Annotated in this window: 19 protein-coding genes and 1 rRNA gene; 6 read left to right on the plus strand and 14 right to left on the minus strand. The window is 38.5% G+C overall.

Features of this window, described 5'->3' with window-relative positions; all coding sequences use genetic code 11:
- Nucleotides 1–54: 54 nt before the first annotated feature.
- Together LQZ75_RS05030 and LQZ75_RS05035 are read right to left on the minus strand one after the other, a co-directional pair.
- Nucleotides 55–1623 (minus strand): 16S ribosomal RNA (locus LQZ75_RS05030).
- Nucleotides 1624–2160: 537 nt separating this feature from the next.
- Nucleotides 2161–3996, minus strand: a complete 1836-nt coding sequence (locus LQZ75_RS05035) for an APC family permease (protein ID WP_230096745.1) — start codon at nucleotides 3994–3996, stop codon at nucleotides 2161–2163.
- 223 nt (nucleotides 3997–4219) lie between these two features.
- Here LQZ75_RS05035 and LQZ75_RS05040 point away from each other — a divergent pair, with 223 nt between their 5' ends.
- Entirely contained in the window at nucleotides 4220–4855 is a 636-nt protein-coding gene (locus LQZ75_RS05040; RefSeq protein WP_230096746.1) for a deoxynucleoside kinase, read from the plus strand.
- Between the two features lie 75 nt (nucleotides 4856–4930).
- Here LQZ75_RS05040 and LQZ75_RS05045 read toward each other — a convergent pair whose 3' ends face one another.
- The 4 genes from LQZ75_RS05045 to LQZ75_RS05060 all read right to left on the minus strand — a co-directional run bounded on the left by LQZ75_RS05045 (nucleotide 4931) and on the right by LQZ75_RS05060 (nucleotide 9585).
- Entirely contained in the window at nucleotides 4931–5347 is a 417-nt protein-coding gene (locus tag LQZ75_RS05045) for a universal stress protein (protein WP_230096747.1), read from the minus strand.
- Nucleotides 5348–5537: 190 nt separating this feature from the next.
- Complete coding sequence (locus LQZ75_RS05050) at nucleotides 5538–7319, minus strand: ABC transporter ATP-binding protein (RefSeq protein WP_230096748.1); 1782 nt, start codon at nucleotides 7317–7319, stop codon at nucleotides 5538–5540.
- Between the two features lies 1 nt (nucleotide 7320).
- Nucleotides 7321–9033: an ABC transporter ATP-binding protein gene (locus LQZ75_RS05055; RefSeq protein ID WP_230096749.1), complete on the minus strand. Its 1713-nt coding sequence runs from the start codon at nucleotides 9031–9033 to the stop codon at nucleotides 7321–7323.
- 87 nt (nucleotides 9034–9120) lie between these two features.
- The gene (locus tag LQZ75_RS05060; protein ID WP_230096750.1) at nucleotides 9121–9585 is read right to left on the minus strand and encodes an 8-oxo-dGTP diphosphatase; all 465 of its coding nucleotides are present in this window, start codon (nucleotides 9583–9585) and stop codon (nucleotides 9121–9123) included.
- Between the two features lie 139 nt (nucleotides 9586–9724).
- Here LQZ75_RS05060 and LQZ75_RS05065 point away from each other — a divergent pair, with 139 nt between their 5' ends.
- Together LQZ75_RS05065 and LQZ75_RS05070 are read left to right on the plus strand one after the other, a co-directional pair.
- The gene (locus LQZ75_RS05065) at nucleotides 9725–10054 is read left to right on the plus strand and encodes a VOC family protein (protein ID WP_230096751.1); all 330 of its coding nucleotides are present in this window, start codon (nucleotides 9725–9727) and stop codon (nucleotides 10052–10054) included.
- A 147-nt stretch (nucleotides 10055–10201) separates the two neighbouring features.
- Nucleotides 10202–10456, plus strand: coding sequence for an NUMOD4 domain-containing protein (locus LQZ75_RS05070; protein WP_230096752.1), 255 nt, complete (start codon nucleotides 10202–10204; stop codon nucleotides 10454–10456).
- Between the two features lie 51 nt (nucleotides 10457–10507).
- On the opposite strand, the gene LQZ75_RS05075 is transcribed toward LQZ75_RS05070, so the two are convergent.
- On the minus strand, nucleotides 10508–11449 hold the full coding sequence (locus LQZ75_RS05075; protein ID WP_230096753.1) for an alpha/beta hydrolase: 942 nt from the start codon (nucleotides 11447–11449) through the stop codon (nucleotides 10508–10510).
- 170 nt (nucleotides 11450–11619) lie between these two features.
- On the opposite strand from LQZ75_RS05075, the gene LQZ75_RS05080 reads away from it, so the two are divergent.
- Genes LQZ75_RS05080 through LQZ75_RS05090 form a run of 3 tightly spaced genes read left to right on the plus strand, consistent with a single transcriptional unit; the run spans nucleotide 11620 to nucleotide 14711 of the window.
- Nucleotides 11620–13425, plus strand: a complete 1806-nt coding sequence (locus LQZ75_RS05080) for a M3 family oligoendopeptidase (protein ID WP_230096754.1) — start codon at nucleotides 11620–11622, stop codon at nucleotides 13423–13425.
- A gap of 16 nt (nucleotides 13426–13441) precedes the next feature.
- Nucleotides 13442–13849, plus strand: a complete 408-nt coding sequence (locus tag LQZ75_RS05085) for a helix-turn-helix domain-containing protein (RefSeq protein WP_230096755.1) — start codon at nucleotides 13442–13444, stop codon at nucleotides 13847–13849.
- A 19-nt stretch (nucleotides 13850–13868) separates the two neighbouring features.
- On the plus strand, nucleotides 13869–14711 hold the full coding sequence (locus tag LQZ75_RS05090) for an SAM-dependent methyltransferase (RefSeq protein ID WP_230096756.1): 843 nt from the start codon (nucleotides 13869–13871) through the stop codon (nucleotides 14709–14711).
- An 89-nt stretch (nucleotides 14712–14800) separates the two neighbouring features.
- Here LQZ75_RS05090 and LQZ75_RS05095 read toward each other — a convergent pair whose 3' ends face one another.
- The 7 genes from LQZ75_RS05095 to LQZ75_RS05125 form a co-directional block, all read right to left on the minus strand.
- Nucleotides 14801–16687 carry a M13 family metallopeptidase gene (locus LQZ75_RS05095; protein ID WP_230096757.1) on the minus strand — a complete coding sequence of 629 codons (1887 nt, stop codon included), beginning with the start codon at nucleotides 16685–16687 and terminating at the stop codon, nucleotides 14801–14803.
- Between the two features lie 176 nt (nucleotides 16688–16863).
- A complete protein-coding gene (locus LQZ75_RS05100; RefSeq protein WP_230096758.1) occupies nucleotides 16864–18663 on the minus strand; it encodes an oligopeptide ABC transporter substrate-binding protein in 1800 nt (599 codons plus the stop codon).
- A 286-nt stretch (nucleotides 18664–18949) separates the two neighbouring features.
- On the minus strand, nucleotides 18950–20743 hold the full coding sequence (locus LQZ75_RS05105; RefSeq protein ID WP_230096759.1) for an oligopeptide ABC transporter substrate-binding protein: 1794 nt from the start codon (nucleotides 20741–20743) through the stop codon (nucleotides 18950–18952).
- A 245-nt stretch (nucleotides 20744–20988) separates the two neighbouring features.
- Nucleotides 20989–21933, minus strand: a complete 945-nt coding sequence (locus LQZ75_RS05110) for an ABC transporter permease (protein ID WP_230096760.1) — start codon at nucleotides 21931–21933, stop codon at nucleotides 20989–20991.
- A 15-nt stretch (nucleotides 21934–21948) separates the two neighbouring features.
- Nucleotides 21949–22908, minus strand: a complete 960-nt coding sequence (gene opp4B, locus LQZ75_RS05115; RefSeq protein WP_230096761.1) for an oligopeptide ABC transporter permease — start codon at nucleotides 22906–22908, stop codon at nucleotides 21949–21951.
- Between the two features lies 1 nt (nucleotide 22909).
- Nucleotides 22910–23869: an ABC transporter ATP-binding protein gene (locus LQZ75_RS05120; RefSeq protein WP_230096762.1), complete on the minus strand. Its 960-nt coding sequence runs from the start codon at nucleotides 23867–23869 to the stop codon at nucleotides 22910–22912.
- 23 nt (nucleotides 23870–23892) lie between these two features.
- The gene (locus LQZ75_RS05125) at nucleotides 23893–24882 is read right to left on the minus strand and encodes an ABC transporter ATP-binding protein (RefSeq protein ID WP_230096763.1); all 990 of its coding nucleotides are present in this window, start codon (nucleotides 24880–24882) and stop codon (nucleotides 23893–23895) included.
- Between the last annotated feature and the right edge of the window lie 193 nt (nucleotides 24883–25075).

The following is a 25075-nucleotide window of genomic DNA, read 5'->3' on the forward strand; positions in this document are numbered from 1 at the left end:
CTCTCAAAACTAAATAAAGTTTTAACAATGCGTAAGTTTCCGTATTATCCTTAGAAAGGAGGTGATCCAGCCGCAGGTTCTCCTACGGCTACCTTGTTACGACTTCACCCTAATCATCTATCCCACCTTAGGCGGCTGGCTCCCGAAGGTTACCCCACCGACTTTGGGTGTTACAAACTCTCATGGTGTGACGGGCGGTGTGTACAAGGCCCGGGAACGTATTCACCGCGGCGTGCTGATCCGCGATTACTAGCGATTCCGACTTCATGTAGTCGAGTTGCAGACTACAATCCGAACTGAGAATGGCTTTAAGAGATTAGCTTACCCTCGCGAGTTTGCGACTCGTTGTACCATCCATTGTAGCACGTGTGTAGCCCAGGTCATAAGGGGCATGATGATTTGACGTCATCCCCACCTTCCTCCGGTTTATCACCGGCAGTCTCATTAGAGTGCCCAACTTAATGCTGGCAACTAATGATAAGGGTTGCGCTCGTTGCGGGACTTAACCCAACATCTCACGACACGAGCTGACGACAACCATGCACCACCTGTCATTCCGTCCCCGAAGGGAACTCTTAATCTCTTAAGATAGCGAAAGATGTCAAGACCTGGTAAGGTTCTTCGCGTTGCTTCGAATTAAACCACATGCTCCACCGCTTGTGCGGGCCCCCGTCAATTCCTTTGAGTTTCAACCTTGCGGTCGTACTCCCCAGGCGGAATGCTTAATGCGTTAGCTGCGTCACTAAAGGGCGGAAACCCTCTAACAACTAGCATTCATCGTTTACGGTGTGGACTACCAGGGTATCTAATCCTGTTTGCTACCCACACTTTCGAGCCTCAGCGTCAGTTACAGTCCAGAGAGCCGCCTTCGCCTCTGGTGTTCTTCCATATATCTACGCATTTCACCGCTACACATGGAGTTCCACTCTCCTCTACTGCACTCAAGTCATCCAGTTTCCGATGCAATTCTACGGTTGAGCCGTAGGCTTTCACATCAGACTTAAATAACCGCCTGCGCTCGCTTTACGCCCAATAAATCCGGATAACGCTTGGGACATACGTATTACCGCGGCTGCTGGCACGTATTTAGCCGTCCCTTTCTGATAAGATACCGTCACTCAATGAATAGTTACCCTCACTGACGTTCTTCTCTTATAACAGTGTTTTACGAGCCGAAACCCTTCATCACACACGCGGCGTTGCTCCATCAGACTTTCGTCCATTGTGGAAGATTCCCTACTGCTGCCTCCCGTAGGAGTTTGGACCGTGTCTCAGTTCCAATGTGGCCGATCAGTCTCTCAACTCGGCTATGTATCATCGCCATGGTGAGCCATTACCTCACCATCTAGCTAATACACCGCGGGACCATCTCTTAGTGATAGCAGAACCATCTTTCAAACTTTCATCATGCGATGAAAGTTATTATACGGTATTAGCATCTGTTTCCAAATGTTATCCCCTGCTAAGAGGTAGGTTTCCCACGTGTTACTCACCCGTTCGCCACTCGCTGCATTGCAATTAAATTGAAGCAAGCTTCTCAATAATTGCCACAGCGCGTTCGACTTGCATGTATTAGGCACGCCGCCAGCGTTCATCCTGAGCCAGGATCAAACTCTCATTTTAAAAATGATGTCTGTTGACTCATTTGTTATCCGCTTCAAACATCGGGGAGATGTTTGAAGCATAATTTACTAGCGAAATTGACATTCGCAAATTTGTTTAACTCTGAAATCTAGTTTCAAAGTACTTACACATTTGATTGTCAAAACTTTATTCAGTTTTCAAAGATCTACGTTGCCGTTAACAACTTAATATGTCGTAACAATATTCATTAATAATACTTGATGTTTCAAACAATGTCAACACCTTTTTGAAATTGCTTTGAAATCAAAATTTGATGTTTGTTATTTGTTATTTGTTTGAGACAACTTAAATATAATACCGCGTCCCTAAATAAAAGACAACCTTTTTTTGAATTTATTTTATTTTAATCATTATTCCCAGATTAAACGTCACATAATTAGCCCTTACATCAGGTAAATTTTACCTGCAGTACCCATTTTACAATTAAGTTCATGAACTAAATAGCAACAAAAAAGATCGGAAGAACATTTCTTCCGACCTTTTGAAATTTATTTTAGTAACACTCAATACTTAAAATTATTCTTTTAAGTGATAGTAATACGTTGAAATCGTCACATCATCTCGTGTATTTAACACTGCCCGTAATCGAAAACTAGTTTGGTTATGCAAAATATTTTGCCAACCCTTCTTCGGCGTAAATTGTGGCACGATAATCGTTGTTGAATGATTTCGTTCCTTAGCCTTTTTAGCAATGACATCTACAAAGCGCACTGTTGGAGCCGCAATTGAACGATATGATGAATGGATATCAACATAGCGTACATCAGGAAATTCCGCCTTAAATTCTGCGGCAGTCCGATGTTCTTTGGTCGGATCGGTATCAAATGAAACGTGCATTGCAACAACATAGTCCCCAATTGAGCGCGCATAGTCAATAGCCCCTGCTGTAACTCGAGTTACGTTTGAAACCAAGACAATTACTGTTGACCCAGAATAATTAACCCGTTGAATAGGTTGTTCTGAAACTAAGCGTAATTGACGAGCGACATTCCGATAGTGTTTGTTGATTTTTAAGAACATGTAAATAAGTGCTGGCATGATAATTAAGTATGGCCAAACGTTGGTGAAGTGTAGCGCAAACAAAATTAAAACTAAAACACCTGAGATAATGGCACCAATCGCATTAATAACTGACTTAGTAATCCATCCCCGACCACGTTCGCGATACCAGTGAATAATCATTCCTGATTGACTCAACGTAAACGGTACAAACACCCCCACAGCATACAATGGAATTAACTTATCAGTTTGCCCATTAAAAATGGCAATCAAGATAATCGCCCCAACAGCTAAAGAAACAATCCCATTTGAGTAACCTAAACGATCACCTTTATCCATGTACATATGTGGCATAAACTTGTCTTTAGCTAAGTTATACGCCAACATTGGAAACGCTGAGAAACCAGTATTAGCCGCAACTGCCAAAATCATCGCTGTTGCTAGTTGTAATAGATAGAAGAAAATTCCATGACCAAATGTTTTAATCCCAATTTGAGCTAAAACCGTCACATGTCCATTAGGCCGGATACCATACCAATATGATAAGAATGTAATCCCGGCAAAAAAGAAAGCCAAAATTGTAGCCATGATTGCTAATGTAGCTGCCGCATTTTTAGGTTTGGGATCTTTAAAATTAGGCACAGCATTACTAATTGCTTCTACTCCGGTTAATGAAGATGAACCACTAGAAAACGCCCGTAAAAATAATACAATACTCATCCCGGCAAATGAATGTCCCACTGCTAATGGCGCAGAAAATTCAACATGACCGGTCACAATATTGTAAAATCCGATGATAATCATCAACGAAATCATCACAACAAAGGAGTATACTGGCACCATTAAAAATGATGCTGATTCACGAACCCCACGTAGATTAAGGCACATTACTAAAATCACAATGACAATCGAAATCGGTACTGTTTGTCCTTGCAGCGCTGGAATTGCAGACGTAATCGCCTCTGTCCCAGCTGTTACAGATACCGCAACTGTTAACATATAGTCAACTAGCAATGAACCACCCGCAACTAAACCCAGGTTACGCCCCCAATTGGTTGAAGCGACCATATACGCACCACCACCACCAGGATAAGCGTGAATAATCATGCGATATGATAACGTAATTGCTGCTAATAAAATTAACACCAACATCGCAACTGGAATTTGAAACCACATTGCTGAAGCAGATACGGCCAAAAGCACCGCAGTAATTTGTTCAGTCCCATACGCAACTGATGACAACGCATCAGATGATAATAAGGCCAACGCTTTAAACTTCGATAAAGATTGGTTACCTTCATCCAAAGTTTTCAACGGCTTCCCAATAATCAGTCGTTTTAGATAACGCCACATTATAAAAGTTCTCCTTAGAAACAATTTAGAGCGCACATTAAATTTGTGCTAAATAATATCAATACCAAGGCAATTTTACGCTTTTTACCTATATAAGCAACCCCTTGTTAGCAACATAATTACTCTGTAACTAAAATACGGGATTAAACGCTAGATTGCAATTGTAGTCGTTGATAATTTCAGCTACAATTAATTATGAATTTTTTAGACAAGGAAGGACATTATGGTGATTATTACAGCTGGTATGATTGGTGTCGGAAAAACAACATTAACAGGTCTCATTGCAGACCATCTTGACACACAAGCATTTTTTGAACCCGTAGGAGAAAATCCGGTACTCCCACTTTTTTACGCAAATCCAAAACAATATGCCTTTTTATTACAAATTTATTTTTTAAATAAACGTTTTGGTATGATTAAATCTGCTTTAGCAGACAACAACAATGTCCTTGATCGTTCAATCTATGAAGATGCGTTATTCACCAAAGAAAATAATAAAGAAGGTAATATTTCTGATACTGAATTAGATGTTTACCTCTCATTATTAGATAACATGATGGCCGAATTACAACAATTACCTAAAAAGGCTCCTGATTTATTAGTGTATGCAGAAACTGACTTTGAAACGATTCTTTACCGCATTCGTAAACGTGGGCGTGATTACGAACAATTTGATAATAATGAAGAACTTCGTGATTATTATTTCAAAATGTGGAGCGCTTATAAGCAATGGTTTGATGAGTATGACGTTTCACCAAAACTTAAAATCGATTTACAAAAATATGATTTAGAATTACCCGAAAATCAAGCAATTGTCCTCAAAATGATTGACGATGAATTAGCTAAAGTTCGTTCATAATAAAAAAGGATGCATTAGCATCCTTTTTTATTTGTTTATTTATGCCCGGACAACTAAGACGTCAACGTTAGCATGTTACACAATAAAGTGTGCGTTTGAACCAATCAAAACCCGTTCAACAACGTTGGTCCCAGTTGCCCCAATAACTACTAAGTCAGCATCGTATTTAGTCACTAAATCTTCAGCGAGTGCTGTTTTAGAATTGCCCTTTGTTACTTCCAAAATAACATTTTGAATACCTGCCGCTTTAGCTTGTTGTACTAAGACTTCACCGCTATCTTGTAGGCGTCCTAACATATCAACCTCAGCAGCTTTGTTAATATAAGATGCCCCTAATGCCATCCCCATTCCAACGTAACGATCAGAATTTAAAATACTAGCAATGATTAAGGTTGCTTCATTTTGTTTTGCCAATTCCACCGCTCGGTCAAATGCTTCTCGAGCTTGTGATGAACCATCAACTCCAACGAGAATCTTTTGATATCTTTTCATAAGTAACCCCCCATTACAATAATCAGTACCTTACAAACTTAATAAGTAAGCATTCCGTATTTTGAGCTCACTTATCTACTCACATTATAACGCTTTTGTCATTATTAACTAATATATTTACATACAAAAAGGCCCAGCTTAGATACTCCTTAGTAGTTATCCAAGCTGGACCTTTTTTATTTAATTAAGTTTACTCAAAAACCATTTGGTTATTATACAATTCGGCGTAAAATCCATTTTCAGCCAGCAACTCATGGTGGTTACCTTCTTCAATGATATTACCGTCCTTGAGAACAACAATCTTATCGGCATTTAAAATAGTCTTCAAACGGTGCGCAATTACAAAACTAGTCCGACCTTTAATCACGTTATCCATTGCTTTTTGAATGCGGGCTTCTGTGACCGTATCAACATTAGACGTTGCTTCATCTAAAATCAATAAATCCGGATTAGTTAAAATTGTCCGCGCAATTGAAATCAATTGCTTTTGACCAGTTGAGAAAACTGAATTTTCATCCGTAACTTTCGTATCATAGCCATCTTCTAAGCTCATGATAAAGTCATGAATATTGGCTTCTTCAGCTGCGGCATACATTTGCTCATCAGTTGCATCAGGCTTACCAAAAACAATATTATCTCGGATTGTACCACTAAAGAGAACTGATTCTTGCAAGACAATCCCAACGTGATCGCGTAATGAATCAATATCCATTTCACGGACATCCACACCATCAAACTTAACCGAACCACCCGTAACATCATAGAATCGATTAAGTAAATTCATCACCGTAGTTTTCCCAGAACCAGTTGGCCCCACTAAGGCAACCATCTGACCTTTATCAACTTCAATTGAAATACCGTGTAAGATTTCACGATTAGCATCATAGCCAAAATGAACGTCATCTAACATAATCTTACTCTTGAGATTATCAATATGTTTCCCATTAGTTGGATTAATTTCATTTGGTTCAACCATCACTTCATTAATTCGACGAGCCCCTGTTAAAGCAAGTTGTAACATGTTATACATTGAGGTTAATTGGGTAATTGGTTGGTAGTATTGTTGTGAATATTGAACAAAGATAACCACTAACCCAAGGGCTGTAGCTCGACTCATATCACCATGTAAGGCTAAATATGAACCAAAGAAAATGACAACAGCCGTATTAATCAATGACATTCCTTGCATTAATGGGAAAAGCATTCCTGAATATACTTGGCCGGTAAATGTCGCTTGCCGCACCCGTTCGTTATGTTCAAGGAAGTTATCCACAGATTCTTTTTGCAACCCGTTAGTAATAATTACGCGTTCACCAGTAATTTGTTCATTAATATAACCGTTTAAACGGCCAACTTCATCTTGTTGTAAATCAACATATTTACGTGCTTTTCGAATCATGAAAAAAGCAATCAAAATGGTAATTGGGGTACTGGCAACCGTAACCCAAGCCAATTCGGCACTTTCACGAAACATCATAATTAAAATTCCAATCATCAACGTAATATTTGAGAATAATTGAAATAGTCCTTGGTTCATCGCATTAAAGATATTATCCAAATCAGACGTAAAGCGTGATAGGATTTCACCATCTTTGTGTGAATCAAAATACTTAATCGTCATTTTTTGAAGTTTTTGAAAAAGGCCAACCCGCATCGCATTCGTAGAATAACCTGTAATGCGTGAAATCACTAAACTTGAAATAAACATTGCCACGGCATTAAAGAGAAAAAACATTAACATCATCATTAATGCATGATGAAAATCCGTTTTTGAGGCTAAATTATGTGTCATCGGATTAAGCCGTAATTCAACATATTTAGCCAAATCCGTGATGGCATTTCCCATAAAAATTGGTGCTTTTACTTGTAAATACGTTGAGACAATCGTTAAAACAAATACAAAAGCAATCCCTAATTTGTATTGTTTCAAATACTGCACAAAAAATTTCGTACCTTGTTTAAATTCTTGCATCTTAAACCTCCAATGCCTTTTGGGTTTGGTAGATTTCTTGGTAAGCCTTATTATTAGCGACTAACTCTTGGTGCGTTCCTTCACCAACAATCTTACCTTCATCCAAAACGATAATCTTATCTGCATTAATCACTGACGCAATCTTTTCAGCAATCACAAAGGTTGTTGAACCTGCCAACTCACGATCAAGGGCTTCTTTAACTAATTTTTCTGATTTTGCATCCAAAGCTGATGTTGAATCATCTAAAATCAAAATTTTAGGCGAACCAATTACCCCACGAGCAATTGAGAGCCGTTGCTTTTGTCCCCCTGAGAAGTTAGCTGAACGTTCTTCAACTGGTGCATCATACTGTTTATCAAGTTTTTCAATAAATTCTGATGCCTGGGCAATATCTGCGGCCCGTTTCATATCTTCAAGGGTTGCATCACGTTTACCTTGACGTAAATTATCAGCAATCGTTCCTGAAAACAAGGTTGCCCGTTGTAAAACAAACGACACTGCTTTACGCAATGATTTTTCATTAACGTTCTTTAAATCAGCCCCATCAATCAACACTTCCCCTTCAGTTGGATCAAAAAGACGTGGAATTAACTGCGCCAATGTTGATTTACCAGAACCAGTTGCCCCGACAATCCCGATCATTTGCCCAGCTTGAGCCGTAAATGAAATATCTTTTAAAGTTGGACTTTCATCGCCTGGATAAGTAAATGAAACGTTTTTGAATTCAACGTTTCCGACAATATCTTTTTCAGGTGTATCGCCATACGTCAAAGTGTTTTTGGTTTTTAAAATTTCATTCAACCGGCTTAATGAAACCATCCCACGTGATGCAAAAGTCATCATCATTCCACCAATGATAATGGCCATCATAATTTGGGCTAAGTAGTTAATATATGAAGTAACCGCTGCTAAGGCAGTTGGGTCACTATCAACCATTTTACCAACAAAGAAAATCGCACCGGTAATAGTTAAGTTGGCAATTAACATGAACGCCGGCACAATTACTGAAAACCAGTTACCAATAACAATATTTAGATCCCGCATGTCATCAGATACTTTAGTAAATCGTTTAATTTCGTTGTCTTCTTGAACAAATGATTTAACTACTCGGACACCGCCTAAGTTTTCCTTAGCCAATGTATTCACATGATCAATTGATTTTTGCATCTTACCAAAATTACGACCCATGCGGCCAAATGATACTCCAGCCACTGCCACAATTAGGACAATCATGACAATAATAATCCACCATAATTTAGGTAGTGTAACAATCGCTAAAATAAATGCCCCCACAAAAATAATCGGAATTCGCATTAACGTTTGCAAGAACATCATCATTAAGTTTTGCACTTGATTAATATCATTCGTTAACCGGACAACTAAGTTACTGGCCGCAAACTTTTCAATATTTTCAAATGAAAAGTTTTGAATTTTCCGGTAAACTTCCTCCCGAACATCGGCAGCCACTCCTTGAGCAACTTTAGCGGCAAAAATCGTATTAATTGCCCCACCAATTAAGCCAACAATTGCGATAATAATAAGTTCCAAACCTAATTTATCAACTTCATGTGTATTATTTTTGATAATTGCTTCAAGCACTTTTTGTAATAACTTTGGTTGCCACAACATCGACAACGCCATAATAGTAACTGAAATAAAGGCCCATAAAATATCAAACCGATATTTCTTACCATGTCTAATCAATATTTCCACAAGAGTTCCTCACTTTTTTTATGATAATAGTATTCTACGCTTCTTTTATTGGAAAAGCATAAATTAGTTACAAAAAAATAGTAAATTTCATTGCCAAATAGTTTCCCATTGTCCGGCCATATTGCGATTTTTTAAAGCTAATGCTGAAATATCAGGATTATCAAAAACAGGTAACATCTCTTTAAAAGTCTTTGGAAGTACATAATCATCAAGTTGCTCACGGGTCGTCCAAAAAATAGCCCCTTCCTTAGAAGCTTTAATTTCACCATGATATGCGGTCGCTTTAAATAAAAAGACGATATACCGTGCACCATCAGCTAATGGCCATTCTTTAATACCAACTAAACTTGGTTTATTTATTTCAAGCCCCGTCTCTTCACGAACTTCACGAATCGCTGATTCAACAATCGTCTCATTTACTTCAACATGCCCACCAGGAAAAGTTACTCCCGGCCACTTCGGATTACGTCGGTCCTCCACTAAAATTTGCCCCGTTTGTGGATTTTCAATCATAATCATATTAGTAATTTCAATTGCTTGATACCGTGCCATTGCATTTTCCTCTTTTCGAATTTGTACTTTATTTTACTGAATGTTCTTTAATAAGCAAGTTTTCGATACATAATCCCCACGCCATTTTAAGATTTTCAATGCTATACTAGTTCTATATAAATTTTTACAAGGAGTTACCATGAAACCAAAAAAAATCAGCACCCACGTCATTCCGGTTAGTAATCCTGCTCGCGCCTTTCGTTTTTTCCATGAAGTATTTGACGTTCCCGCTTTTGAGGAAACAAATACAAATAAATATCTTGTCCTTGAACAAGAACGATTAGCCTTTATTACTGGCGAACCAACCGAGTTAGAGTTAACTGTTAAGGATCATTTCGAAACGGTACAAAATCACTTAGCAAGCTACTATGTAACCATCTTAAGTATCGAAGAAGCACGTTTAAAAAAGATGATTGTTACGATCGAAGATTTTGAAAAGAATAAAATACGAATTATTTGCAATAAATAAACGTATTCTTTACATTTTTATATTTCTTTTACAAACTATAAAGTTATCAAAAGTTGAAACGTTCGTATTTTAATGGTATAGTTAACTTACCAAACAAGCTTTGGGTTAAGATTCTACCAAATTGAATACAATATGGAGCGTTTTGATATGAAAAATTTGCGAGCAATCCCTGGTTTTGAAGGCCATTATGGCATGAGTAGTACTGGTGATGTCTATCGCCTATCAACTGTTGACCAACGTGGTCATAAACGAAATCAACGCTCACTTAGAGCAAGTATGCACGGACGTGGTTATTTATACGTTCGCCTCAGCCTTCACGGTGAAAGAAAAATGTATAGCTTGAACACATTAATTCGGAAGACTTTTCCTGAAGCAACAACTTTACTAAGTGTTGTTTCGTAATCATTTAACGCAACAAAAAATCCCATGAAAAATTTCATGGGATTTTTTAGTTTAGTGGAAGTAGCGATCCAAGAAACTTTGGACTTTACTTGCGTACATCACCGGATTTTTTTCAAATGACATCGCATGGCCAACTCCTGGTAAGACCCATAATTCTTTAGGCCCTTGCGTTGCTGCATAGTTTTTGTAAACCATTTCTGTTGGCACAAACTTATCTGCTCCACCATGAATAAACATCATTGGGAGGTGATTTTTGTGTAATTGCTTAATCGAACTGGCTTCACCATATGAGTAACCCGCCCGGACTTTTGAAATGCCAGACACAATATCAACCAATGGGAACCGTGGAACTAATGGTAAATGATACATTGATTGCGCTTGGAAATTAATTTCGTTTTTAACAGTATCATAACCGCAATCTTCAATGAAAACTTTCACGTTATTAGGCAATTTTTCACCCGCCGTCATCATAGTGGTTGCCCCACCCATTGATACTCCAAACATCGCAATTTGAACTTGGGGATTTTTTTGGACAATTTGATTGATCCAACGAACATAGTCTTTGCGGTCAGTCCAACCAAAGCCAATCAAGTTACCTTGTGATTGACCGGCTGCTCGATCATCTGGAATCAAAACATTATAGCCAAGATTTAAAAACATCTGACCGTACATCGCCATTTTATTTTTATTACCCGCAAACCCATGAGCAATCACAACCGTCTTGTTAGTTGGTTTTGGATTAGCGACATACCATGCCTCTAATTTTAAACCGTCGGGAGTTGTCTGATACCAAATTTCCTTATGTTGCTTATTAAAAGTGGCGTCATAAATGTAAGTTGGATTATTTTTCTTAACTGATGCATTATTAATGAATGCTTTAGGTGCACGAACTTCAGCCACATGGAAAAAATACATACCACTTCCAACTAGCACAATTGCGATAACGGCAACAATTCCAGCAATCCACATCATGATTTTTTTTGATTTACTCATTATATTTTGAACTTCCTTTAATTTCTAATCACTCGGTCAAATAGTATACTATGTTAACAATATTCAAAATATTATACATTAATCTCCGCATGGATTCCAGTTGTAATAAAAGGTTATTTATTTTCATTAAAATGTTATAATAATTCTAATTAATCAATGGAGGACTACACATGACTTACTCTCAAAACTGGGATTTAGATAGTATTTTCCCGGGGGGTGTTAATTCACCTGAACTTGCCCAAAAATTAGAATTACTCAAAGAACAAATTAAAACATTCGCAAGTGCCGTTACTAATTATGTGGTAACTGCCGATGATGCTAGCTTCACTAACTTTGTTGCGCTAACTAATCAAGCGCAAATAATCGAAGCCGGCCTCCTCCAAGTTGGGGTTTTTATCACTGCCTTAATGTCTGATGACTTTACTAATAGCAGCCTTAGTGCTAAAGCTAGTGAAATTGATGCCCTAGAAGCTAGTTATGCTAAGCCTCGCTCACAATTCAAAAAGTTACTAGCAACCATTGATGATCCTACATGGTCAAATATCCTTGATGTACCAACATTAAAAGCAATTGATTTTGCCTTAAATGAAATGCGCCAAGAAGCCAACGAATTATTAGATGATGCCACGGAAGAACTACTTACACAATTAGGCCTTGATGGCATTAATGCGTGGAGCAGTCACTACGATACCATTGCTGCTGGCTTAACAATGCCGTTTACTGATGAACATGGTGCTACAACCACTATCTCAGCTGGACAAGCGCTCAATCACCTTGAAGGCTATCCCGATGCCCAAGTACGTGAAAAATTATTAGCTGGTTATGAAAAGATGTGGGGCCAAGCCGATGGTCTCGTGGCGGATACGTTAAATCACTTAGCGGGATTCCGTTTAACCGATTACAAAGCCCATGGTGTCACTGACTTTTTGAAAAAGCCATTAGAATTAAACCGTATGAGCCAAGCAACCTTAGATACGATGTGGCAAGTGGTTAGTGATAATAAAGCAATGCTCACCAAATACTTTGCCCGTAAGGCTCAATTAATGGGTAAACAAGCGCTGGGCTTCCAAGATATTTATGCGCCGGTCCACGTTGGTGAATTTAAGAACCAAGAACTTTCATACGATGATGCTGCAGAATTTATTATGGCTAATTTTGCTCAATTTTCACCAAAAATGGCCGCCCTTGCGAAGACAGCTTTTGAAAAACGGTGGATTGAATCAGAAAACCGGCCTGGTAAACAACCGGGTGGCTATATGGAAAGTGTCCCTGAATTAGGTGAATCACGCATTTTCTTAACTTTTACAGGCTCACAAAATGATGCAGCTACCATTGCTCACGAGCTTGGTCATGCGTTCCACAGTTCTGTTTTGACTGATTTGCCATTCTGGCGTGGTAACTATGCCATGAACGTTGCTGAAACTGCCTCAACATTTGCCGAATTAGTCGTCAATGACGCTAAAGTAAAAGCGGCCACCAACGATGCTGAAAAAGTTACGTTACTAGATGCTAAATTAAATAATCCGGTAGCAATGTTCATGAACATCCATGCTCGCTACTTATTTGAAACTAAATTCTATAAATTACGCCAAGAAAAAGTACTAACACCTGATGAATTAAGTACTTTAATGGATGAAGCCCAACACGAAGCATTTGCTAATAGTCTTGATACTTACCATCCCCACTTCTGGGCAAGTAAACTGCACTTCTACATTGACAGCGTACCATTCTACAACTTCCCATACACGTTTGGTTACCTCTTTAGCTTAGGTATCTATGCTAAAGCGCAAACCACTGAAAACTTCGAAGAACAATACATTGCCTTATTACGTGACACTGCCAATATGTCAACCGAAGAATTAGCGCAAAAGCACCTCGGCGTTGATTTAACGCAACCCGCCTTCTGGCAAGCTGGGGCCGATTTAGTTGCTAAAGATATTAACGAATTCTTAGCGCTTACCGAACAATTTATTTAATTAGGAGGTTGATTCGATGTTCCCTGAACGCTTACGCGCACTTCGCCGGGGCCGTCATATCACACTCGAAGCACTCGCTGAAGCACTTAACGAACACCTAAGTCCCCAAGAAAAACCTAATACAGCTTCACAAATTGGGAACTGGGAACGTGGTGTGCGCACACCTTCATATATTGAAGTCAAAAAAATTGCCACCTATTTCAATGTCTCTTTGGACTATTTAGTTGGTCATTCACAGCACACAGAAATTGATTTAGCGATGTTGTTTTTATCTGAGAGTTTGTTATCCTTTAATAAAGAACCCCTTGATAACCAAGATCGATACGAGATTTTCCAACTCATCGATGGTTATCTTCACGGTAAATCAAGTCGGCATAATAATGTTCCGATAGACCATCAAGAAGCCCTTGATTTAGACTTTTAATAAATTTTAGGATATTAATATGCAGGCCAAAAAGCTAAAAAAATTAAAAAAAAACCTCAAACAAAATAATGCGACACCGGTCAGTTATATCGATCGCATTTTGAGTTATCAAAAGTTATATGACGCGATTTTACCAATTAAATTATTACTTAATCACGTCTTGAATGCTGACCATCGTTTACAAAATGGCCTTGAACCACAACCATTACCACCCCTCTTGCTACCAGATAATATTCAAGATATTATCTACGAGTATGTTAATACTCAATATGCTGCTAAAGATCCACGTGGTGATGCACTATGGAATCAACTAACCACTCCATTAGCTAGCTTAGACCATGACTTACGTGATTTTCGTGATCATTTATCAGAGCAATATGGCATGTGGGCCTATACGAACGCCGTTTTCTTGCAAGACTTAAGTAATTATTTAGCTGGCGCATCAGTTTTAGAAATTATGGCTGGTAATGGTTATATTTCCGCTGGCTTACGTGCCCGCAAATTGACTAAAGCTGTCTACACGACCGATGACACGAGTTGGCTTAGTGAAAATGCAACTGGGCATCATACCGTAACTACCGTTGAGTCATTGGATGCCCTTGCGGCTATTGAAAAATACGGTCAAGAAGTTGATTATGTAATTATGTCTTGGTCACCAGATGGCGTAGATATCGATTGGCAAATCCTTCAAAAATTACGTGCGGAATACCCAACCATTAAGTTTTTAGTAATTGGTGAAAAAGATGGGGCGACTGATTCTGCGATTTTTTGGCAAAATGCTAAATTAACGCTTGTCCCTGAATTAAATACTCATTATCATCCTTTTGATTTAATTAATGAACAAGTTTATTTAGTTAAATAATTTCTACAAAAAAGCCTTCGTAATAAGCAGTTGCTTATTACGAAGGCTTTTTATTTTTAAATCCATCAATCAGGATTATTTCATTTTTACTACCAAATTTGAACCCGGGCTTCTGGATTTCGCCACATCTTATCTGTTGATGTCACATTAAAGGTTGTAAAGAAATCATCAAAGTTTGTTACTTGCACATTGGCCCGTAGGCGAGCTGGTGCGTGAACATCAACTTTTGATAATAATTTCATGTATTCTTTGGAAGCATTCATCCGCCATACGGTTGCCCAGTTAGTAAAGAAATCAGTCAAACTAACCTCAGCTTCACCCTTGGCCGCTTCAAGGGCAACACTCATTCCCCCAACATCGGCGACATTCTCAGAAACAACTAATTTACCATTAACAGTTGATCCATCACTATCCAAACCGTCAAATTCTTCAATCATCGCTGCGGTCCGCTTTTCAAAAGCGGCAAAATCCGCATCCGTCCACCATGAATTCAAGTTACCCTTTTCATCAAAACGAGCACCATTAGTATCAAAAGCATGTGATATTTCATGGGCAATTACGGCGCCAATACCGCCATAATTTGCTGACTTACTTTGATCCAAACTATAAAACGGTGCTTGGAGAATTGCTGCTGGAAAGACAATAATATTATGGAACGGATGGTAGTAAGCATTAACCATATCAGCGGGCATTTCCCATTCAGACTTATCTGGTGCTAACTTAAATTGTGAAAAGTTGTGACTAACTTGAATTGCTCGGAAACGTAAAGCATTGGCCAATAATCCGGCTGCTTCATCAACGACAAATAATGTATATCGAGCGGGAATTGTATCTGGGTAGCCAACATTTAACCCAATTGTTGAGAGCTTTAAAATTGCTTTTTTCTTCGTATCAGTACTTAACCAAATATTATTTTCAAGGCGTTCTTGATACACCCCAATCATTTTTTTGACCATATCAAGTACATCGGCTTTAGCTGTTTCACCAAAATACTTCCGACCATAATAATCACCTACAACGGGACTAAAGGCCCCATGAGCTAAGCTAAAGGCAGCTTTTTCTGATGAACGGGCTTCTGCAGTTCCACTCAATGCACGTCCAAAAGCACCACTAGCAATGCGAATTTCATCGCTAAGGTAACTTGCTAAATCTGCAACAACCGCTAAAATCAATTTAGCTTTAATACCAGCAAAATTGTCTTCATTAACAATCTGGTCATAGTTTTGCCAGAAACGAACATCCGTTACATTAATCAGCGTTGGTTTAGCATCGATTAATGCGGGAATAATCGCCGCTAAATCAATATGACTGGCTTGTTTAGTAAATTCGATAAAGTCTTGTGGATTGTAAAGTTTCCAATAATCACTTTTAGCTTCATTTGAAAGCACATATTGGGCAACGATTTTATCAAATTCGATGGCTTGTTGCACAATGTGATGTGCTTCTTCAGTTGCATAGCCATACATTTCTAGTAATGGAACATAACTAGCTTCAAATAAGCCAAAAAGCTCAGCTGCATCGCCACCTTCTTCATAATAAGTCGTATCGGGCAATAACGTTCCCATGGCATCGGCATGCAAAATATTCCGAGATGTGTCGTGCATATCCTGATCAACATACACTGGAAGGATACCGGTTGGCAGACCGGCCAATTTTAAATCAACTAATTGCGCTTGCAAATCAGCTAGTGAGTTTAACTTTTCATATTTTTGCAGAATTGGTTGAGCTGGTTGCGCACCTTTAGCATTCCGGGTTGCCCAATCACTCGTTAACCGATAATACTTAACAAATTCACCCAACATCCCTGTGGCTGAATTATCTTGTAACATCGTAGTAAAATCTGCCAATTCTTGTTGCTCAATTTTAATATCAATTTCGTCAAAGGCCCCAATCCGTGGACGGTCCGCTGGGATTTCGGTATTAGCTAACCAATCCGCGTTGACGTGTTCATATAAATCGTCTTGAATCTTAACCATATAAATATACCCTCTTTTCCAAAATCTAATTGTGTCGTTTTAACTTATCCGAAAACTAAAACCGGACTATCTAGTAGCAGATAATCCGGTTAGTTTGAACGGACTTTAAAAGAAACATGAGTATCTTCTAACTACTTATTAATAGTTTGTCACATTCACAAGTATTAAGCTAGTAATTATTTAGGTGTCTTAGCTGTAACACCGACATTGAGCCAACGGGTATTGTTATCCGCATTTTCATTAGTCCAACCAACAACTCGTTTGTTAACTGGGTACCAGTCAAGGGTGTAGGTAAGTGGAATAACAAAAGCTTGTTTTTGCATGTATGTTTGCATTTCATAAAAGGCTTTTTGGCGAACTTCTGGATTAATTGCTGCTTCAGAATCAATTTTTTCCAAAATGTTGGTAAATTCAGGACTTGTAAAGTGCCCAAAGTTACTTTGAGTCCCTGCCCCAAATAATGAGATTAATGATGGATCTGTCGTATCAGCCCAGCCACCAATTGTAAGATCCCAATCGTTGCTAGTTCCGCTTTGCATTGCTTGGGCCCACGTATTAAAGTCCGTCAAGCGATCGTGGTAGAGAACCACATCAACCCCAATTTGCTTCCATTGTTGAATATAGTTTTGGGCGACTGCCTGGGCGTTTGAGTTACCTGAACGAGCCATAAATACTAACTTAAATGGCTTGCCATTGGTGTTCAAGCGATATTGATGTTTAGCATCCCACTTAAAGCCTGCCTTATCAAGTAAGTTATTAGCTTTCTTAATGTCTAATGGGAAGCCCTTAACTGATGAATCATGCGCATCTTTAAATGGAGGCACAATTACCGTATTGGCACGCGTTGCTAAACCATAATTAAATTTCTGGTTAACTTGGTCCACATTCATAGCATAGCCCATTGCTTGACGAAGGGCTACATTTTGAAGGGGTGTCTTTCGGTCTTGAACATTAACGGACTTACTAGCATCATAGTGTCCTAAGTTATAAGACAAGTAATAGAATGAAAGTGACTGATCACCTGTTTGAACATAGTCTTTAATGTTTTTAACGGTTGGGTAGGCAGTTGCTGGCATTTGATAAGCGATATCATATTTTTTATCTTTCAATGCAGCGGCAATTGTTGATGTTGATACTACTGAAGTCACAATCTTTTTAAGTTTTGGCTTTTGACCATACCAGTATGGGTTAGGAACATATGATACTGATTGGCCTGCGACCACGCTTGAAATCTTGTATGGGCCATATGAAAGTGGCGCTTGGCGAATTTGTTTTGAACCTGCTAAGTCACCTGGCTTAATATCTTTCAAGTAATGATAAGGTTCGGCTGATTCAAGATAGTACCCTGAACCTGAGTTCCACATTCCTGGTGTCATATGATTAAATTGAATTTTAATTGAATTTCCATCCTCACCATCAGGATATGTAATTCCCGAAATCGTTTGCGCTTTTCCTTCATGGAAAGCTTGTAAGCCAACAATATTAGCTAATGAATCGGTATACAATTGTGATTGGTAAGCATTGTTAGCAATAATTTCATATGGGAATTCCAAATCTTTGGCAGTAACTGGCTTACCATCTGACCACTTGAGTCCCTTATGTAATGTAATTGTCGCTGTTTTATCCGCTTTATTAAGTTTAATATTTGCCTGTCCACCATCAATAATCTTAAATTGTGAGGTAGTCTTAAACAACGTGCCATAAACACCAGCTACTGGTTCCGTTAAAAATTGATCAACTAAATCTTGTTGTAGCACTGGTGCAAAAATCCCTTGAAATGGCGTGTCTTGAACCATTGCAATATTTAACGTTCCATCTTTAACGGGTGCTTCTTTATTGTCATATGCTAACTTCAAATTACCAACAGAGGCTGTTGGTGTACTAGAAGCACCTTTATTTCCACAGCCTGCTAATACTAACGAAAATAATGCTGTTGTGGCTGCCAAGCCAGTAAAATACTTTGTTGCTTTTTTCATAAACATCTCCCCGTACTTTCATCATCTTTACTTAATACTTAACCTTCGCTAATGTTTTAGCTATGCCCCATATATTAGCAACTCTTTCCACAAATGCAATCTAATTTTAATGGTAATCTCATTTCAAAAGAGTTTTTTCTCATAAAAATCCTCAAAGAGTCGCAATATCAGCATTTTTATAAAGTTTAAAAAACATAAAGAATCGTTTAATATTTTTTCTATACAAAGATAACTTAAATTAAAAAACAAGCATTGCAAAAGCAATACTTGTTTTAAATGCTGTTTATTATTTAGTTGAATCAGCTGAGACACCAATTCCAGCCCAGTAGTTCAAACCAGTATCATTGGCGTTTGACCATCCAACAACTCGTGAGTTAACTGGAACCCAGTCAAGTGAGAATGATGTTGGAATAACGGCAGCTTGATCTTGCATGTATTCTTGGTAAGCATAGAATGCTTTTTGACGAACCTTAGGATCGATTGCGGCTGGCGCGTCAACGGCGTTAAGCAAACTAGTCAACTTAGGTGTTGTAAAGTGTCCGAAGTTATAAGGAGCACCCTTTGAGTACAAGTCCATTTGTGATGGATCTGATGAAACTGACCATGCACCACTAGTGAAGTCCCAGTCGTTGTTGTTACCACCAGTCATGATTTGACCCCAGCTATTAAAGTCAGTCAAACGATCGTGGTAAAGCGCTACATGAACCCCAATTTGTTTCCATTGTTGGATGTAGTTTTGGGCAACGGCTTCAGCGTTAGCATTACCTGAACGAGCTAAGTAAACTAACTTAAATGGTTTGCCTTCTGGAGTTGTACGGTATTCGTGTTTTGAATCCCACTTGTATCCTGCCTTATCAAGAATGCTATCAGCTTTCTTGATATCTAATGGGTAACCCTTAACAGAAGGATCATTTGCTTCCTTGAAGACCGGTACAATTGTTGAGTTGGCACGGGTTGCAAGACCATTGTTAAACTTCTTGTTAACTTGGTCAACATTCATTGCGTATCCCATGGCTTGACGAAGTGCTTTGTCTTGTAATGGTGTCTTACGATCTTGCACATTTTCTGATGCCTTAGTGTCATAGTGTCCTAAGTTAAAGGCAACGTATGAGAATGAAAGTGATTGGTCACCAGTTTGAACATAGTCTTTCAAGCCTTTAACTGTTGGGAAAGCAGTTGATGGCATTTGGTATGCAACATCATACTTCTTAGACTTCAATGCAGTTGCTGCAGTTGCAGTTGAAACAACAGTTGAAGTAATGCGCTTAAGTTTAGGTTGTGGACCCTTCCAGAATGGGTTTGGTACATAGGTTACTGATTGTCCAGCGACAACTTTAGAAACCTTGTATGGTCCAAACGCAAGTGGGGCTTGACGAACTTGCTTAGAAGCCGCTAAGTCGCCAGGCTTAACATCTTTCAAGTAGTGGTATGGTTCAATTGATTCAAGGTAGTAACCTGAACCTGATTGCCACATACCTGGTGTCATGTGATCAAATTGAATCTTAATTGAGTTACCATTTTCACCATCTGGGAAAGTGATTCCAGAAATAGTTTTGGCCTTACCACTGTGGTAATCAGCCAAACCTTTAATGTTTGCTAATGAATCAGTATACCGTTGTGATTGGTACGCTGGGTTAGCTGTAATTTCGTATGGGAATTCCAAATCTTTAGCAGTTACTGCCTTACCATCTGACCAAGTAAGGCCCTTACGAATTGTGATTGTCGCAGTTTTGCTTGCTTTGTCCAATTTAAGATTAGCAGCACCACCATCAACAATTTTGAATGAATTAGTTGTGTTAAATAAACCTGTACCAGTTGGTGATTGGAGGTATGAATCAGTCAAATCATTTGATAATTCAGATGCAAAAATTCCTTGGAACGGTGTATCTTGGACCATAGCAATGTTCAAAGTACCATCTTTAATTGCTTTATCCTTGTTGTCATAAGCAAGCTTCAAAGAACCTAACGAAGCTGATTCTGTACCATTTTGTGCACTCTTATTACCACATCCGGCAAGCACAACAGAGAACAATGCCGCTGCTGCTGCAAGACCAGTAATATATTTAGTAGATTTCTTCATAAACTAAAACCCCATACTTTCATCATAATTACTAAGAGATTTGAAATCATCCATCTAAATGATTTCTTCTATGTCGAATATATTATCACTTCAATTTCAAAGTTGCAATGCTTTTTTAATTTTATTTTAATATTAAACTCATTTAGATAGGTTTTTTATGAAAAAAAGGTGATTATTCTCATTTTAAACAAGAATAATCACCTTTTTTTAAATAACGGAATTAAAAAATTAGCAAATTGCAATTTTTATCCTAGACGTTGACGTGCATCAGCTGCCCGACGGAAAACTTGACCAACAAATGAGATTCCCACACAGATTACGATAATAAAGATTACTGGTGGTACCCAAACATATGGCTTAGTTGCAAGCACCGTTGGATCCGTTGCTGCTGAGACCATTGTCCCTAATGATGGGGTCCCATTTGGTAACCCAAAACCTAAGAATGACAATGTTGTTTCAATCCCAATGTTTCCTGCAAAGTTCAACGTTGTATCAACGATAATAAGTGATGCTAAGTTTGGTAAAATTTCACGGAACATAATCATAAAGTTACTTGAACCAGATGTTTTTGATGCCCGAACATAATCTCGATCAGCTTCTGAAAGCACTTTTGACCGGATTAACCGCGTTGTTCCTTGCCATGCAAAGAGCCCAATAATCCAAATCAATGTCCATTCATTGTACTTAGGCACAATTGAAACCAATACGATAATAATCATAAGAAATGGTAACACAATCCAGAAGTCAATAACCCGCATAATGATTGTATCAACGATTCCGCGGAAGTATCCGGTAATTAAACCTACAATAACCCCAAAGAATTGGCCAATGATACTAATCATAAAGGCAATCATCAATGAATTACGTGCAGACGCAATTAACATCTTAACTTGATCACGCCCTTGTTCATCGGTTCCTAAAAGGTGACCTTGTGTGCCTGGTGTTAAGTATTGATCAATGATATTAACGTTAGTAACTGCTGAGCGTGGAATGAAGAAGGCCCAAATAATAACCGTTACAAAAACAACTGCTAATATAATGGCTGACACTAAGGCCACTTTATCCTTCAAAAATTCCCGTTTAATGGTACGCCACGTAGAAGGAGTTTCAACAATGACGGCACCGTCTTTAATTTCTGGCACTTTGCCTTGTACAGATTGCTGTACTTGTGTTTCATTTTTTTCTGACATAATTACTCCTCCTTTCTATTCAATGCGAATCCGTGGATCAACCAAGCTCAAGATAATATCTGATAGTAATGATCCAAATAACGCTAAGATACCGGTAAATAAGACAATTGCCGTTACCACTGAGTAATCACGTGATGTGATTGCGGTAATAAATAATTGCCCCATCCCTGGGTATGAGAAAACTTGTTCAATAACCACAGAACCACCAATTAATCCCGTAATTTGGAATCCTGCAAAGGCCGCAATTGGTAATAATGAGTTACGGAAGATGTGCCGTGAGTACACTTTATTAGTTGGCACCCCTTTTGACCGTGCTGTTCGTACATAATCTTGTGATTTAGCATCAATAATTTCTGAACGTAAGTATTGGACCGTTGAAGTCGTTCCAAGAACCCCGGCTAAAATACCTGGTAAAATCATGTGATAGAAGCGTGATGCTGTTTCTTCAAAGAAACCTGAAGCATTGATGCTAATAGTTCCAGAAGTTGGGAACCAGTTTAATTGGTACCCAAAAATGTAGAGTCCTAGTAGGAAAACAACAAAAGTTGGTAATCCAAACGTAAAGTAGTTAAAAATTGTAATGGCGCGGTCACGACGAGAACCGTCAAAACGTCCAGCCGTCATCCCCAATGGAATTGCCACAGCGTATGAAACAATCAATGAAAGTAATGACAACCAGACGGTGTTACCAATCCGGTTACCAAGGACCGTTACAACAGGTTGCTTCAATGTGTAACTTTGACCCAAGTTACCATGGAATAAGTTGACAATCCAGTGCCAGTATTGAACATACCAAGGATCAAACAGACCCGCAGCACGCTTTAAAGCTTCAATTTGCTTGGGATCGGTGTTAGGTCCGATTGTTCCAGAGAATGGGTCCCCAGGCATTAATTTAGCTAATATGAACACCAAAGCTGAAAGGATTACGATTTGTGGAATCATAATCAAAACGCGGCGAATAATCGTTTTCCACATATTACTTACCTGCCCCTTCTGAAATATTTGTTGGTGGGGTTGAAACCCAGTGTGTATCTGAAATTTGGTGCATTGGGTACGCTAAGCCATCTTGGTCATAAAAGTGTGACCGCTTTTCTTGATATTCAGCTTCAACTTGCGCCCGTTTTGCTTTGTTTGCATCCCGATTTGCAATATCGATTTGTGGAATGGCTGAAAGTAACCGTTTAGTGTAAATATGTTGTGGGTTGTTATAAATATCTTCCCGCGTGCCGAGTTCAACAAACCGGCCTAAGTGCATAATGGCAATATTTTTAGTCATGTGACGCACAACCCCAAGGTCATGCGAAATAAATAAGAATGAAATTCCTAATTCTTTTTGAATCCGTTTCATAAAGTTCAATACTTGCGCTTGAATTGATAAATCTAGCGCTGAAACTGGTTCATCGGCAATGATTAATTTAGGATTAGTGGCAATTGCACGCGCAATCCCAATCCGTTGCCGTTGTCCACCAGAAAATTGGTGGGGATATTGGAACATCGCATTTTTTGATAAACCAACAATGTCCAATAATTGAATCACTCGTTGCTTTTCACTTTCTTTATCCATCTTGTCGAAATTCCGAATTGGTTCGGCAATGATTTGATAAATTGTCTTTTTAGGATTAAGTGATGAAAGTGAATCTTGGAAGATCATTTGAACGTCTTTATTATATTTCATCTTACGACGAACACTTGGTTTACTTACATCTTCACCATTGAATAAAATTTGACCACTCGTAATCTTTTCAAGACCAACAATGGCTTTACCAATTGTTGATTTACCTGAACCTGATTCACCAACTAATCCGTATGTCTTACCAGCCTCAATCGTAAATGAAATTCCATCTGCGGCGTAGACATAATCTGTAATACGGTTCCAGAAACCTGATCGAATCGGGTAGTGAACCTTTAAATCTTTAATTTCCATTAATACTGTCATATTGCACGTCTCCTACTCACTACCTAGAGCTCATCTTTAAATTTAAATTCACGCCAACTCTCACCACGTACATAGTGGTTAGGGGCAATTTCTTTCAAGACTGGATGTCCAACGTCCGGTTTCGTCCACGGAATTCGTGGTGCAAATAAATCAGAATTGCGATCCATATCTTTAATAGAAGGAACTGCGCCTTCAACAACATATAATTCATCATCTTCAGAATCAATTGTTGGCATTGCACGTAATAAGGAACGTGTGTAGGGGTGCTTGGCATCATTAAATAATGTTGCAACTGGGGCTTGTTCGACAATTTCACCAGCATACATTACCGCAACTGTATCCGCTACTTCTGCCACAACCCCTAAATCGTGGGTAATCAAAATGATTCCGGCATGGTTTTCACGTTGAATATCTTTTAATAAGTCCAAGATTTGCGCTTGAATTGTAACATCCAAGGCCGTTGTTGGTTCATCGGCAATAATTAATTGAGGTTTGTTAGCAATCGCAATGGCGATAATAATCCGTTGGCGCATTCCACCAGATAATTGGTGGGGGAATTGCTTAGCGACCCGTTCTGGGTGTGGAATCCCAACTTGATTAAGTAATTCATGCACGCGGGCTTGCTTTTGATCTTCAGTCATATCTGAGTGAACATCTAGACTTTCTTTAATTTGATCACCAATGCGAATCAATGGATTCAAGGCGGCCAAAGGATCTTGGAAAATCATTCCCATTTCATCCCCACGGATATCATTAAATTCATCTTCTGATAATTCCAAAATTTCTTTATTTTGGAAGTTAATCTCACCAGTAATTTTTGTTGCATTCATATTATGTAACCCAATTACTGTTGTGGCTAACGTTGACTTACCTGAACCTGATTCACCAACAATGGCTAAGACTTCATCACGGTGAAGTTCAAGGCTAACATCATCAATAGCTGTGTAAAATTCACCATTAATTTTGAAAGCCACTGAAACACCGTTGATTGATAATAAAGTTTCTTCCTTCATATTTAATCACTCACACTTCGTTTCAATTAGAATTTTATTAGAAATATAATATCTCAAGTTTACTAAAATTTTTCTCATAATAAAAGCATTTTTTTTAATTTTCATTTTAATTTAAAAATAAAAATCGCCGAAAAACGCCAATTAACAGGCTTTTAACGACGATTCTTTTTATTATAAATTTCTCTTAAAACAT

Source organism: Periweissella fabaria, assembly GCF_918814575.1.
Lineage (GTDB): Bacteria > Bacillota > Bacilli > Lactobacillales > Lactobacillaceae > Periweissella > Periweissella fabaria.